15 protein-coding genes are annotated in these 14421 nt (G+C 52.5%); 10 read left to right on the top strand and 5 right to left on the bottom strand.

Going from position 1 to position 14421, the window contains the following annotated elements; genetic code table 11:
- The first annotated feature begins 64 nt into the window (after positions 1-64).
- Entirely contained in the window at positions 65-943 is an 879-nt protein-coding gene (gene pdxS, locus B4B27_RS02455) for a pyridoxal 5'-phosphate synthase lyase subunit PdxS (protein WP_290723322.1), read from the top strand.
- Entirely contained in the window at positions 943-1545 is a 603-nt protein-coding gene (pdxT, locus tag B4B27_RS02450; RefSeq protein WP_290723320.1) for a pyridoxal 5'-phosphate synthase glutaminase subunit PdxT, read from the top strand. The genes pdxS and pdxT overlap by 1 nt, the downstream gene beginning before the upstream one ends.
- On the opposite strand, the gene bioB is transcribed toward pdxT, so the two are convergent.
- The 4 genes from bioB to B4B27_RS02430 are packed head-to-tail and all read right to left on the bottom strand — an operon-like array spanning position 1534 to position 5246.
- On the bottom strand, positions 1534-2484 hold the full coding sequence (bioB, locus tag B4B27_RS02445) for a biotin synthase BioB (RefSeq protein ID WP_290723318.1): 951 nt from the start codon (positions 2482-2484) through the stop codon (positions 1534-1536). The two genes, pdxT and bioB, sit on opposite strands and share 12 nt — an antisense overlap.
- Before the next feature lie 3 nt (positions 2485-2487).
- Positions 2488-3660: a MalY/PatB family protein gene (locus B4B27_RS02440; protein ID WP_290723316.1), complete on the bottom strand. Its 1173-nt coding sequence runs from the start codon at positions 3658-3660 to the stop codon at positions 2488-2490.
- Between the two features lie 14 nt (positions 3661-3674).
- Complete coding sequence (locus B4B27_RS02435) at positions 3675-4682, bottom strand: DsrE/DsrF/DrsH-like family protein (RefSeq protein WP_290723314.1); 1008 nt, start codon at positions 4680-4682, stop codon at positions 3675-3677.
- 24 nt (positions 4683-4706) lie between these two features.
- Positions 4707-5246, bottom strand: coding sequence for a DUF6803 family protein (locus B4B27_RS02430; RefSeq protein WP_290723313.1), 540 nt, complete (start codon positions 5244-5246; stop codon positions 4707-4709).
- A 244-nt stretch (positions 5247-5490) separates the two neighbouring features.
- Between B4B27_RS02430 and B4B27_RS02425 the strand changes: the two genes are divergently transcribed.
- A complete protein-coding gene (locus B4B27_RS02425; protein WP_290723311.1) occupies positions 5491-6540 on the top strand; it encodes a sulfate ABC transporter substrate-binding protein in 1050 nt (349 codons plus the stop codon).
- Positions 6541-6655: 115 nt separating this feature from the next.
- Here B4B27_RS02425 and B4B27_RS02420 read toward each other — a convergent pair whose 3' ends face one another.
- Positions 6656-7231: an HD domain-containing protein gene (locus tag B4B27_RS02420; protein ID WP_290723309.1), complete on the bottom strand. Its 576-nt coding sequence runs from the start codon at positions 7229-7231 to the stop codon at positions 6656-6658.
- A gap of 143 nt (positions 7232-7374) precedes the next feature.
- On the opposite strand from B4B27_RS02420, the gene cysT reads away from it, so the two are divergent.
- From cysT to B4B27_RS02385, 7 genes are all read left to right on the top strand, one after another.
- Entirely contained in the window at positions 7375-8205 is an 831-nt protein-coding gene (gene cysT / locus B4B27_RS02415) for a sulfate ABC transporter permease subunit CysT (protein WP_073115760.1), read from the top strand.
- Complete coding sequence (gene cysW, locus B4B27_RS02410; RefSeq protein WP_290723305.1) at positions 8205-9047, top strand: sulfate ABC transporter permease subunit CysW; 843 nt, start codon at positions 8205-8207, stop codon at positions 9045-9047. Before cysT ends, cysW begins: the two co-directional genes overlap by 1 nt.
- Before the next feature lie 17 nt (positions 9048-9064).
- Positions 9065-10123, top strand: coding sequence for an ABC transporter ATP-binding protein (locus tag B4B27_RS02405; RefSeq protein ID WP_290723303.1), 1059 nt, complete (start codon positions 9065-9067; stop codon positions 10121-10123).
- Between the two features lie 122 nt (positions 10124-10245).
- On the top strand, positions 10246-11472 hold the full coding sequence (locus B4B27_RS02400; RefSeq protein WP_290723301.1) for an O-acetylhomoserine aminocarboxypropyltransferase/cysteine synthase family protein: 1227 nt from the start codon (positions 10246-10248) through the stop codon (positions 11470-11472).
- A 49-nt stretch (positions 11473-11521) separates the two neighbouring features.
- A complete protein-coding gene (locus B4B27_RS02395) occupies positions 11522-12379 on the top strand; it encodes a 4Fe-4S binding protein (RefSeq protein WP_290723299.1) in 858 nt (285 codons plus the stop codon).
- A gap of 9 nt (positions 12380-12388) precedes the next feature.
- Positions 12389-12766 (top strand): M67 family metallopeptidase, encoded by a 378-nt coding sequence (locus B4B27_RS02390; protein WP_290723296.1) that lies wholly within the window; start codon positions 12389-12391, stop codon positions 12764-12766.
- A gap of 119 nt (positions 12767-12885) precedes the next feature.
- Positions 12886-14364, top strand: a complete 1479-nt coding sequence (locus B4B27_RS02385) for a ThiF family adenylyltransferase (protein WP_290723294.1) — start codon at positions 12886-12888, stop codon at positions 14362-14364.
- Positions 14365-14421: the final 57 nt, after the last annotated feature.

Raw genomic sequence — 14421 nt, 5'->3', positions numbered from 1 at the left:
AGGTCAAGCGAATGTTTTAAATTACAGCCTGAAAATAAACCATTCCACAACCAAGGAGATTTACATGTCTGACCAGAATCGTTACGAACTCAATAAGAATCTTGCCCAGATGCTCAAGGGCGGTGTCATTATGGATGTGACAACTCCCGAACAGGCCAAAATCGCCGAAGCTGCAGGTGCTGCCGCCGTGATGGCCCTGGAACGCATTCCTGCCGACATCCGTGCCGCGGGCGGTGTATCGCGCATGAGCGACCCCAAGATGATCAAGGGGATTCAGGATGCAGTCTCTATCCCCGTCATGGCCAAATGCCGTATCGGTCATTTTGCCGAAGCGCAAATTTTGCAGGCTATCGAGATTGACTACATTGACGAAAGCGAAGTGCTTTCTCCTGCCGACGACATTTTCCACATCAATAAGCGAGAATTTGATGTGCCGTTCGTTTGCGGCGCGAAGGATTTGGGCGAAGCGCTGCGCCGTATCGAAGAAGGCGCATCGATGATCCGTACCAAGGGCGAGCCGGGTACGGGCGACATCGTCCAGGCCGTACGACACATGCGCCTGATGAACCAGGAAATCGCCCGCATTTCGAGCATGCGCGAAGACGAGCTCTATAACCGTGCCAAGGAACTCCAGGTGTCGTACGATTTGGTGCGCTTCGTTCACGACAACAAGAAACTCCCCGTGGTGAACTTCGCTGCCGGTGGTGTTGCCACCCCCGCCGATGCCGCCCTCATGATGCAGCTCGGTGCCGAAGGCGTTTTCGTAGGCTCCGGAATCTTCAAGTCCGGCAACCCCGCCAAGCGTGCCGCAGCCATTGTGCAGGCAGTTACCAATTACACCGATGCAAAGCTTATCGCCAAACTCTCTGAAGACTTGGGTGAAGCCATGGTCGGTATCAACGAACAGGAAATCGCGCTGCTGATGGCCGAAAGGGGAAAGTAATGGGAATTAACAAACCGCAAATTGGCGTACTCGCGGTGCAGGGGGCGTTCATTGAACATGAACGCATCCTCAAATCGTTGGGCGCCGAAGTATTTGAAATCAGGCAGTTACGCGACTTGAACCGACATTTAGACGGTCTCGTACTCCCCGGTGGAGAAAGTACCGTGCAAGGAAAACTGCTCCACGACTTAGGGCTTTTCGAGCCTCTTCGAAAAAAGATTGTCGAAGGCCTGCCCGTACTTGCAACATGCGCCGGCGCAATCCTCCTTGCCGAAAAAATTGCAGGCGAAAACAAGGCGCATTTCGCGACACTCCCCGCCATTATTCGCAGGAATGCTTACGGAAGGCAGCTTGGCAGTTTCTTTACGGAAAACGAAGTCGCGCACGTCGGAAAGGTCCCGCAGACCTTTATTCGCGCGCCCTTCTTTGAATCGGTCGGCGATGGCGTCGAAGTCCTTTCGCGTACGGCAAGTTCGAATACTGCAGATGCTCTCGAGCAAATCGTTGCCGTTCGCTACAAGAACCAGATTGCGCTTTCGTTCCATCCAGAACTCAATAGCGACACGAGCATTCACCGGTATTTCTTGAAGTTAGTGGGATGATTCACTTTCCACTTGCCAGGTGAAGCCAGCCGCCTCGATGGTGCGGAAGGTCTCTTCGAGACTCTGGCCGCCTTCGGTGAGGTAGCCCGACGCGAATATGGAATCGGCCACCTTGAAAAGCGTCTTTTCGTGCCCCTTGAAATACACTTCGCGGCCGGCGGCACAGCGGATGTCCGATTTCGGGAGCATCAGGCGAGCCAGGCAAAGCACCTTGATGCAGTATTCGGGCGTGAGAGTTGAAATGTCGCGGGTAGCAAGGCGCGTGCCTTCTACTGGCAGCAAGAAATTGATGGGTACCGAGTCGGGATTGATTTCGAGCAGTTCGAAAAGCATATCCACCACATCTTCGGGCGTTTCGCCCATGCCGATGATGCCGCCGGAGCAAATTTCAAAGCCGAGACCCTTCAGCATTTTCAGGTTGTCGATGCGTTCCTGGTAAGTGTGCGTCGTGCAGATGCTCGGGTAAAAACGACGGCTGCTGTTCAGGTTGTGGTTGATGCGGTTGAGGCCCGCTTCCTTAAGAATCAGCGCCTGCTTTTCGGTCAGGAACCCGATGGAGCAACAGATTTGCGTGTCGTTCTTTTTCATCTTGCGGATGCGTTCGGCAAGTTTTTCGATGTCATCGTCCGCAAAACGGATGCCGCTGAGCCCGATGCAGTGCCTCGCCAAATGCATTTCGTCGACGAGGTCGTTGTCGCCATAGAGTTTTTTATCCTCTACATAGCGGTACTTTTCAATCGGGGCTTCGGAATCCCGCGACTGGGCGCAATAGGCGCAGTTCTGTGTGCAATTTCCGCTGCGGACATTGGTGAGCAACTGGATGCTTACGCGATTTCCCTTGTATTTTGTACGCAATTGGTACGCCTGTTCAATCAAGTTCGGTAAGGAATCCGCGTTCGCGTTCAAAATTTCAAGAGCTTCTTCTCGTGTCAAAGACATAATTTATCCTAAATTTTCAGTTTCAAAGGATTTTACGCCCTGCTTAAGGCGATTTAACCCGTCAAGGCAAATGCTTCTGGGGCAGGCGATGTTCATTCTCAAAAAATGTTCTCCGCCAGAACCATAGGCATCGCCTCCGATAAGGAACAGGCCTGTTTTTCGCCTTAAATAAGCGGCGAAATTTCTCCCCGTTTCTTGCAACGATGAAATATCTAGCCACACGAGATAGGTGGCGTCTCCTTTCACGGCTGAAATTTCCGGGAGTTCGTTGGCTAGGAAATTTTCAACCAGTCTTTGATTTTCAAAGAGATATTCCCGAAGTTTTTCAAGCCAGTTCTCACCTTGCTCAAAAGCAGCGATTGCTGCCACCGTTGCAAAGGAATTGGGTGCGGTCAACTTGTCCGCATGTAATGCCCGGCGCACGGAGTTCCGCAAAGCAGGATTCGGTACATACACTGCCGATGTATGGAGCCCGGCCAAGTTGAAAGTCTTTGTCGGGGCGATGCAGGTTATGCTCACCTCGCGGCATGCCTCCGACACGGCGGCAAAAGGCGTATAGCGTGTTCCCGGTCTCGTGATGTCGCAATGAATTTCATCCGCGATAACGGTCACGCTATATTTTTTTGCAAGTTCTCCAATTCTTGCGAGATCCTCAGCGTTCCAGATTTTACTAATCGGATTATGGGGATTGCAAAGAATCATCAGGCTTGTTTGCGGGTCAGAGAACTTTTCTTCCAAGTCCGCAAAATCAATGGAGTAGGTTCCGCCCTTGTACAGGAGGAGATTTTCTGCAACGCGAAGGCCAGCATCCTCTATGCAGTTATAGAAGTTGTTGTAAACAGGCGACTGCACCACGACCTTTTCGTTTGCGGCCGCCAGATGCTTGAGAATTGCCGAGATGGAATAGACGACACCCGTTGAAAAGAACAGGCCCTCCTTTTCCATTTTAAGGCCGTGCCGTCTTTCCCACCAGTCAATGTAGGCTTTATGCCACGAATCGGGAATGTCCGTATAACCAAAGATGCCAAGTTCCAGGCGATTTCGGAGAGCCTCCAGAATTTCGGGCGCAGTCCGGAAATCCATATCCGCCACCCACATGGGCAACTCGTTTTCGGCGACTTTCCATTTTATAGAATCGTCATTTCGACGGTCAGTGACGGTATCGAAATCATACATAATGCATGCTTCGCCTAAATAAAATAGGTCAAGTCGGATTTTTCAGTGGAACCGAGCATGGTCGCAACACCGCCAAGTTCCACGCCGTCAATCAACTCTTCGGCTGTGATTCCCATGAGTTCCATCGACATCTGGCAGGCGACAAACTTCACGCCCTTCTGCCTTGCGCTTTCAATCAGTTCTTCTAGCGAAGAAACGCCGTTCTGCTTCATGACCGCGCGAATCATCTTTGCGCCGATTCCGCCAAAGTTCATGCGCGAAAGTCCGAGTTTCTTGGAACCGCGGGGCATCATGAATCCAAACATTTTTCCGATGAGCGATTTCTTGACGCGCACCTTTTCGGGCCTGCGCAAAATGCTTACTCCCCAGAAGGTGAAGAACATGGTAACCGGGCGTCCCATGGCGGCAGCTCCGTTCGCCATAATGAAAGAGGCTATCGCCTTGTCCAAATCGCCGCTGAAAACGACAAACGTCTTGCCATGCTCAAAATCCCTTTTTTCGAGAGATTGGGGCGCGTCACGCTTTACGATGGTCGCATAGATTACGCCGTCTTTTTCGGAAAGCGATTTCAATTCATTGCCGGTTCGCTGGCACCAGACATCCACATCCGAAAAGAACGCTTTCTCGGTCGCTTCCACCTGGACTTCTTCGCCGACGGATACACTTTTGACCGCTTCGTCCACCTTCACGATTGGGCCTGGGCACTTGAGGCCCTTGGCATCCACATAGTGAATTTTCGGGACGGCGTCAAGCCCGCCTTCCACATTGTACACGTCGTAATCGCGGTCGGCGAGGATTTCGGCGACCTCTTCGGAACGGTCTCCCGTAGAACAGAACACGTAAACGGGCTTGTCCTTCGGGATGCTGTCAATCTTCTTGGACAGTTCAAAGAACGGAACCTGCAGCGCACCATTTACAGGGCGTACGATGGATTCGCTGGGTTCGCGGACATCGAGCAGTGTCGAATTTTGAGCATCGACCGTGTAGAAATCTTTTGCAAGGAATTTTTTGACTTCGGACATTTTCTTTGTCGTGTATAAAAGTGTTTAGTGATGGTGGTGATGATGGTGGTCCATCTCTACCGCAGGGGTTGATACCGCAGGAACGGCCTTGTCGGGAGAGTAGCCGGCAATACCCGGATCCACCATGCCAAAAATCATGGCGATATGAGAGAATACGAGGAACGCCGCCAACAGCAGAATGCGGATAAGTGAACGTCGCGCTTCGCTAGCCTTTCGCCACAATATGCGCACATTGAGCAAAGCCAGCAAAATCATGGGGACGGCGGCAATCACGTAGGAACCGATGGCAACGGCGTCGACCCAGGTGCGAAATTCACCGTTAGATGCAAGCGGCACGACGATATTTGGAATAAAGTAAATGGCGATGATAGCAAAGGAGATTCCGCCCAAAATTCCGCAGACACGGTTTATCTTTTTTACTAGGTTACTTCGTTTATCCGCAAAAGGCAAGAGCAGTTCCGTAATGGCGACCGTTTCGGCAAGCACTACCGGGATTGCCATAAAGTAAATTAGGTTCCACGGGGAATTTTGCATGAGCAAATCCATATAGTGGGTAGAATACATATTGACCTCTTGAATTTTGGGGTGATACTATAAAATACAAATCGGTTTTTTGCGGCACAATATCTGGCGTTATACTATTTTCTTATACCTGCCGATAGCAAAAGGCTATTTTGCGTTCGGCACTTATAAAAAAATCCGATATTACCGCATAAGAATTAAGTATTGGACAATGGCAAAAACGGGTTCTATATTTCGGCGCACAAAAAAACAACAAACAAAAACAATAAACAAGCGAGGTATAAGAATGAATCGGAATTTTGTCAAGTCCGCCGTTGCGGCAAGTCTCCTGATTGCGGGAACTATCGGGTTTAGCGCATGCTCTTCTTCTGACGAACAGAAGAGCGAAGCATCCGCCAAGAAGGTCGAAAAGCAGACGCTCACCAACGTGTCTTACGACCCGACCCGCGAACTCTACGCCAACTACAACGAAGTGTTCAAGAAGCACTGGAAAGAAAAGACCGGTGGCGAAGTGGAAATCACGCAATCTCACGGCGGTTCCGGCAAGCAGGCCCTGGAAGTGGCCAACGGTCTCGAAGCCGACGTGGTGACGCTCGCCCTTGAATTCGACGTGAATGCCGTGCGCGACGCGGGCCTCATCGAAGACGGCTGGGTCAAGGAATTCCCGCTGAACAGTTCCCCGTACACATCCACCATCGTATTCCTGGTCCGCAAGGGCAACCCGAAGAACCTGAAGGACTGGGGCGATCTCGTGAAGCCGGGCGTTGGCATCATTACGCCGAACCCGAAAACTTCCGGTGGCGCACGCTGGAACTACCTTGCCGCCTGGGCATGGGCCGAAAAGCAGTACAATAACGACGAAGCCAAGGTCAAGGACTTCATCAAGAAACTGTTCCAGAACGTGCTCGTGCTCGCTTCCGGTGCACGCGGCTCTACCACCACCTTTATCGAAAACGGCCAGGGCGACGTGCTTCTCGCATGGGAAAACGAAGCCTTCCTCGCGCTCAAGGACTACCCGAACGACTACGAAATCGTAATCCCGAGCATCAGCATTCTGGCTGAACCTTCCGTTGCCATCGTGGACAAGGTGGTCGACAAACGCGGCACCCGCGAACTTGCCACCGAGTACCTAAACTACCTCTACAGCGACGACGGCCAGCACATTGCAGCGAAGAACCATTACCGCCCCTCCAACAAGGCCATTCTCGACCAGTACAAGGAATTCGACCAGAACGTGAACTTGATTTCTATCGAGCACTTCGGCGGTTGGGACAAGGCGCAGGGAACGCACTTCTCCAACGGCGGCATCTTTGACCAGATTTACGAAAAGAAGTAAGCCAGGTTGTCATTCTGGAGCCTCGAAGAGGCGATAGAATCTAGAGCCAAATTGTCATAGCGAAAATCCCTGCTCTCCGTAGCGGGGATTTTTTGATATTTTAAGTTTTATTCCTTTATTGAGCCCCGGCGTTCCCCGCCAATCCGATTTCGGCGGCGTGTTCACGCATGCCCTCGATGCAGATGGCGGCGACGTCTTTCACGTCCATGCCGAGCAGGGCACAGCCTTTCAGAATGTAGTCACGGTTGCATTTGGCGGCGAATTTCTTGTCCTTGAACTTCTTCACGAAGCTTTTCACTTCGAGGTCCAGGATGCCGTTGGGGCGCATTCTCGCGCAGGCCTGGATGATTCCGGTGAGTTCGTCCACGGTGAACAGGCTCTTTTCCATGTTGGTCTTGGGTTCCACCTGGTTCACGATTTCAAAACCGTGCGCCAAAATGGCACGCACGTCTTCTTCGGAGACGCCCTGCGCGAGCAGTTCCTTTTCGGTGTGCTGCAGGTGCTCTTCGGGGAATTCTTGGTAGTCGTAATCGTGTAGGTAGCCTACAGCCTGCCAATGTTCAACGTCTTCGCCGAAGTGTTTGGCCATGGCGCCCATGGCGTAGCATACGTTGAGGGAATGGATGACCAGCGATTCTTCGGTTACGTGGCCCTTATTGATTTCTTTTGCGCGTTCAAGTGTCAAGCTCATCTAATGCCTCCAAATTTTCAGTGGTAATATAAATATTTTCGCATGTCGGTTACACCCTGTTTGTTATAGAAAAAATTGATAATTCAGCATAATTATTAAGTATTGGACACGCGTGAAATCCCGTTCTATATTTGGCGACACTTATGAAAAGAAAGAGTGTTGTCATACCGGGCTTCGGCCTTACAACAGGGGTGACCCTGGCGATTTTGAGCGTGGTGGTGTTGATTCCGCTTGCTTCGCTGGTTGTGTTTTCGGCCCAGATGAGCGCGAGCGAGATTATCGATGTCATCACGCGGCCGCGCGTGCTGTCCAGTTTTAAAGTGAGTTTCTTGACGGCTTTTATCGCATCGCTTATCAACGCGGTGATGGGCGTGGTTCTCGCCTGGGTGCTGGTGCGTTACACGTTCCCGCTCAAGCGCATCGTGGACGGAACCATAGAACTCCCGTTTGCGCTCCCTACGGCGGTGGCGGGCATCGCGCTTACGGCGCTCACTGCGGATACGGGCCTTATAGGCGGCTTTTTCGCGAATTTCGGCATCAAGATTGCGTTCACGCGCATCGGCATTACGGTGGCGCTGGTGTTTATCGGCATCCCGTTCGTGGTTCGCGCGGTGCAGCCGGTGCTCGAAAAACTGGATCCCGCCTACGAAGAGGCCGCGGGTGTGCTGGGCGCAAGTCGCACGCGGATTTTCTGGAAGGTAATATTGCCGGAACTGATTCCCGCCATCTTTACGGGTTTCGGGCTCGCTTTCGGGCGCTGCCTAGGCGAATACGGTAGCGTCGTGTTTATCGCTGGCAACATGCCCTTCGAAACCGAAATCGCACCGCTCATTATCATGTCGGAACTTCAGGAATACGACTATTCCAGCGCGACGACAATCGCCCTCGTGATGCTGGTGGCGTCGTTCATCACACTGTTCCTGGTGAACGTGGTGCAGAACAGGAACGCCAAGATTCTCAAGGGAGGTAGCTAATGAGTGCAGTTACGCAGAGCGGGCTACATCGCGATACGAAGGGTTCTAAGCTGGTCAGGTATTCGCTGATTGGCATAAGCCTGCTTTTCGTCTTCCTGATGCTTATTCTCCCGCTGATTACGGTTATTACCGAGGCCTTTAAGCAGGGCTTTGCGGTGTACAGCAAGGCGGTTAGCGACGATTACACCATCAAGGCGATACTCCTTACGCTAGAGGCTTCGTTCTTTGCGGTCGCCATCAATACGGTATTTGGGCTGTGTGCCGCATGGAGCCTCACGAAGTTCAAGTTCAAGGGGAAAAAGATTCTCGCGACGCTCATTGACTTGCCGGTGACGGTTTCGCCGATTATTGCGGGTCTCATTTTCTTGCTCACGTTTGGCCGTCAGAGCCCGATTTTCCCGCTGTTGCAGGATTGGGACATCAAGATTGTCTTTGCTGTGCCGGGAATCGTGCTTGCAACGATTTTCGTGACTTTCCCGTTCATTTCGCGCGAACTGATTCCGGTGCTGGAATCGCAGGGAACCGACGAGGAAGAGGCCGCGGCGTTGATGGGTGCGAAGGGCTTTACGATCTTTAGGCGCATCACCTTCCCGCATATCAAGTGGGCGTTCCTTTACGGCGTCGTGCTTTGTGCGGCCCGTGCCATGGGCGAATTCGGTGCGGTGTCTGTCATTTCGGGCCACTTGCGCGGTAAGACGAACACGCTCCCGCTCCATGTGGAAATCCTTTTTAACGAGTTCCAGTACGTGCCCGCGTTTGCGGTGGCGTCGATACTGGTGATGCTTGCCATTCTCATTCTGGTTGCAAGAAGCGTCATTGAACATAAGGGAAGAAAGAAATAGCCTTGAAAGGAGATTTTATGTACGTCGAACTCAAACATATCAACAAGCATTTCGGAAATTTCAAGGCCTCGGACGATGTGACTGTCGGCATCGAGAAGGGGAAACTCATTGGCCTTCTGGGCCCAAGCGGTTCGGGCAAGACGACGATTCTTCGCATGATTGCAGGGCTCGAGAACCCGGATAGTGGCGAAATCATCATCGACGGGAAGGTCATCAACGATGTGCCCGCGAGCAAGCGCGGTATCGGGTTCGTGTTCCAGAGTTACGCCCTGTTCCGTTACATGACGGTCTTTGATAACGTGGCCTTCGGTTTGAAGATTGCGAAAAAGCCCGCGAATGAAATCAAGGAACGCGTCCACGAACTCTTGGAACTGGTGGGCCTTTCCGGGCTCGAGAAACGTTACCCAAGCGAACTTTCGGGCGGGCAGCGCCAGCGCGTGGCTTTTGCCCGTGCACTTGCTCCCAACCCGCAGCTCCTTCTGCTCGATGAACCCTTTGCGGCTATTGACGCGAAAGTGCGACAGGAATTGCGCAGCTGGCTCAAGGGCATGATCCAGAAACTCGGTGTTACCAGCATTTTCGTGACCCACGACCAGGACGAAGCCATTGAGGTGGCCGACGAAATCATCATCACGAACAGGGGCCGCATTGAGCAGGTGGGCACGCCTTACGAGGTCTACAGCAACCCGAAAACCGCCTTTACGGCATCGTTCTTCGGGCAACCTAGCATTTTCAAGGACTATAGTAATTTCCGTCGCTTCGACATCCTCGAAAATGCGGAGAATGCGATTGTGCGCCCGGAATTTGTGAAGGTGACCAAGAAAACAGAAGTGCAGAAGTACAAGAATTCTGCAGAAGAAGGCGTCGTGGAAGAAGTGGATTTCCGCGGTTACGGTATCGAACTGCGCGTCCGCGTGAACGGGGTCTTGCTTACGGCGCGGCGCTCCTTCGATCAGCCGAGAATCGAGGTGGGCGAGAAGGTGGACGTGTTCATCTATCGCATGTTCGTGACCCAGGGAGATACCGCGACACTACTCGAGAACAAGTCGCTGCGTGAGCCGGTGGTGGTGATTTAACGAACGGATGCGGCTTCGTTATAGAAAAAACTGATAATTCCGCATAAAAATTAAGTATTGGACGGGGTTGAAATACCGTTCTATATTTGGCTGCGGATAAAAATTGTACGGAGACATGCTGAATGGAATTTAATACTGCTTTATTGCACCAGAATTTTGGTAGTGATCGATGTAGCGGTTCTACGCTTGCGCCGATTTACCAGGTGAGCGCCTTTTCACAGGATTCTGCTGAAAAACTCGAAGCCGTGTTCAACAACAAGGCTCCGGGTTTTGCGTATACGCGCATCGCGAACCCCACGAACGATTCTTTTGAACGACGAATCGCGTCGCTTGAGAAGGGAATCGGCGCGGTGGCGTGCTCTTCGGGCATGGCGGCGGTGACTATCTCGCTTTTGAATATTTTGCACGCGGGCGACGAGGTGATTGCGAGCGCCGGGCTCTTTGGCGGCACTATCGACCTGTTCCATGACCTTGAGGCGTTCGGCATCACGACTCGCTTTGTTACCGAAGTGACGGCTGAAAGTGTCCGCGAACAGCTGAACGAAAGGACAAAGGCGGTGTTTACCGAACTTATCGGGAACCCGAAACTGAACGTCGTTGATTTGAAGGCCGTGGCGGATGCCGCCCACGAAGGCGGCGTCCCGTTCATTGTCGATAGCACGACGGCGACCCCGTATCTTGTGCATCCCTTCGATTTCGGCGCGGATATCGTGGTGCATTCGTCTTCGAAGTATATTAACGGCAGCGGTTCTGCGATTAGCGGCCTCATTGTCGATAGCGGGAACTTCCCCTGGGATTACGCCCGCTACAAGGGCCTTGAAGAATACAAACGTTTTGGCAAGTTCGCCTACATTGCGAAACTGCGCAACGGAATCTGGCGCAACGTGGGTTGCTGCGTTGCTCCCCAAACATCTTTCCTCAATTCGCTCGGGCTCGAGACTCTCGGGCTGCGCATGGATCGCCTGTGCAGCAATGCGCTGCAACTCTCGGAATTTTTGCAGGGTTTTGATGGCGTTTCTGTCAACTATCCGGCCCTCAAAAGCAGCCCCTATTACGACCTGGTGCAGAAGCAACTTGGCGGCAGGGGAGGCGCAATCCTCACGATTGACGCGGGCACGAAGGAACGAGCGTTCAAGCTGATTAATGGGCTCAAGTACGCGACCATCGCGACCAATATCGGCGATATCCGCACGCTGGTGATACACCCGGAAAGCACCATCTTTACGCACAGTTCCAAGGAACAGAAGGAACATGCGGGGATTTTCGAAGGGACTATCCGCGTGAGCATCGGTATCGAGAATATCGAGGATCTGAAGGAAGATTTCGAACAAGCGATTAAGAAGATTTAAACGGAGATGCCCGCCTTCTCGGGCATGAAAAAAACGGAGACACAAAAATATGGCAACGGATTATGCAACTCTTAAAAAGGGCGGTTGGATGCGCCAGAAGCAGAAGAACAACTTCTCGCTGCGGGTGCGCGTCGTGGGCGGAAACCTGACCGCTACCCAGCTCGCTAAAATCGCGGAAGTCGCCGACAAGTACGGCGAAGGTTACGCCCATTTGACCTCCAGGCAGAGCGTCGAAATCCCGTTCATCAAGCTCGAAAACGTGGAAGACGTGAAGGCTGCCCTGGCCGAAGGCGGCGTGGAACCGGGCGTTTGCGGCCCCCGCGTGCGTACCATTACGGCATGCCAGGGCGAAGCCGTTTGCCCCAGCGGGTGTATCGACACCTACGCGCTTGCAAAGGAACTGGACGACCGTTATTTTGCACGCGAACTCCCGCACAAGTTCAAGTTCGGCGTGACCGGCTGCCAGAACAACTGCCTCAAGGCCGAAGAAAACGACGTGGGCATCAAGGGGGCCATCAAGGTCAAGTGGATTGAGGACAAGTGCATCGGCTGCGGGCTCTGCGCAAAGACTTGCCGCAAGGGTGCCATCAAGGTCGAAAACAAGAAGGTCATCTTCGACGAATCGCAGTGCAACTTCTGCGGTCGCTGCTACAAGTCTTGCCCGACGGATGCCTGGGAAGATACCCACGGCTACATCGTGTCCTTTGGCGGGCTTTTCGGCAACAACATCAACAAGGGCGAAACGATTATCCCCTTTGTCGAGGACAAGCAAAAGCTGCTGGACATCTGCGATGCGGCCATCACGTTCTTTGCCGAGAACGCGAAACCCGGCGAACGCTTCAAGTACACCATCGACCGCATCGGTCGCGACGTGTTTGCGAAGAAAATCCTGGAAGCGAGTGTCTAGCGTTAAGAAATGAGCTGGCAGCAACGTATTGCAGAAGAGGCCCGGCAAAGTTATCCACATGAATGTTGCGGGATTTTGCTCGGGAAAAACGCCCCGGACGGCAAGTTCGAGGTGACGGAAATACGTGCTTTGCCTAACCGGATTCAGGGAGAGGGGAGAGGGACGCATTTCGAGGCGGACCCTCTCTTTCTTTACCAGGTGGAGCGGGAAATCGAGGGAAGCGGGCTTGAAATCGTCGGTTTTTACCACTCGCACCCCGATTATGAGGCGATCCCGTCCAGGGAAGATGTCGAAAATATGGTCCCAGGGCTTGTTTACGTGATAATTTCCGTGACAAGAGAGGGTGTTGCCGACATCAGAAGTTATAGGCGTTATAAGAAAAACTGATAATTCTGCATAAAAATTAAGTATTGGACATAGGCAAAATTCGGTTCTATATTTCGCGTTGAAATAATCCTGTTGATTATTTTGTTCAAAAAGCCACTTTTTTTTGTACGGAGGAAAAAGTGAAAATATACATCTCGGCTACCCTTAGAAATTTTTTTGGTAGGAATGCGCGGATTGAAATTCCCGCGAGTACGGTCAGGAAGGCTCTCGCCATCCTTTTGGACATGTATCCGGATGCCAAGAACGTCCTTTACGATGATGGTGGAAAATTACGGAATTTTATCCAGATTTATGTCAACGGCAAGAACCTGACGGTGGAAACCCTCTGGGAAACGCCCCTGCCCGAAGATACGGAAATCTTGCTGCTGCCTGCGATTGCGGGTGGTGCACCTGTTGAAGAAACGCAGAGCGCTGCGGTCGAAAGCCTGATTTCGGACGAGAGGCGCAAGGAAGTCGCCTTCGATGACAGCGAGGTGGAACGCTTCGGCAAGCACCTGATGCTTAAGGAAATCGGCGTGAAAGGCCAGAAGCGCATCAAGGCGGCAAAGGTCGTTGTCGCGGGTGCGGGCGCGCTCGGATCGCCTGTAATCCAGTACCTAGCCGCGGCGGGTGTCGGGACCATCAAGGTCATCGATTTCAACGAGGTTTCGCTCGAAAACCTGCAGAGCCAGGTACTTCACGGTTCCCGCGATATCAAACGCCCGAAAGTTGCTTCCGTTAAGGACAAAGTAAAGAATATCAACAAGAATATCGAACTTATCGCCGAAAAGGTGCAGCTCGATTCTTCGAATATTCTGGAACAGATTGACGGTTACGATTTGGTGGTCGACTGCTCCGACAACTACAAGGCGCGCTACCTGATTAACGATGCCTGCGCGCTGCACGGCATTCCCGTCGTGTTCGGCGCGATTTACCAGTTCGAAGGCCAGGTGGGCATTTTCAATCTGGATGGCGGCCCGTGCTACCGTTGCCAATTCCCGTCGCCTCCGCCGGCAGGGCTCATTCCTTCCTGTTCCGAAGGCGGCGCGATTAGCCCGCTTCCGGGTATTGTGGGGAGCATCCAGGCCAACGAAGCGCTCAAGCTGATTCTCGGTATTGGCGAACACCTGAACGGAAAACTTTTGCATGTCGATAGCCTGTACCTGACTTCGCGAATCTTGAAGGTGGAGCGCAACAGGAACTGCCCTATTTGCGGGAGCAACCCGACGATTACCGATGTCGAGGAAATCGATTACGATGAACTTTGTGGGCTCAAGACCGAAAACGAAATTCCGGTGGAGGGCTTTACTCCTGAAGAACTCGCGAAGAAGATTGACAATGGCGACCCGATGACTATCGTGGATGTGCGTGAGCCGCATGAACGCGCGATTTTGCGCTTCCCGAACGCCATCGTGATTCCCATCGGGCAGCTGGCCCGCAGGCACAAAGAACTGGACCCGAACAAGGATACGGTTTTCATCTGCAAGCAGGGCAAACGCAGTATTCTCGCCATCAACACCTTGCGCGAGGCGGGCTACACGGGGCCGCTTTACAACCTGAAGGGCGGCGTCGATGCCATGAAGGATATCATGTTCTCGCACGAAGGGGCATGGCTATAAAATTTTTTTCATTCAAAACCTACTGAACAGATAGGGAAATTTGTAAAAAAGCAACAC

Origin of the sequence: Fibrobacter sp. UBA2449 (assembly GCF_002342555.1) — a bacterium.
In the GTDB taxonomy this organism is placed as follows: domain Bacteria; phylum Fibrobacterota; class Fibrobacteria; order Fibrobacterales; family Fibrobacteraceae; genus Fibrobacter.
Note: the sequence above shows the minus strand (reverse complement) of the source record. Positions and strands in the feature narration are given on the sequence as shown.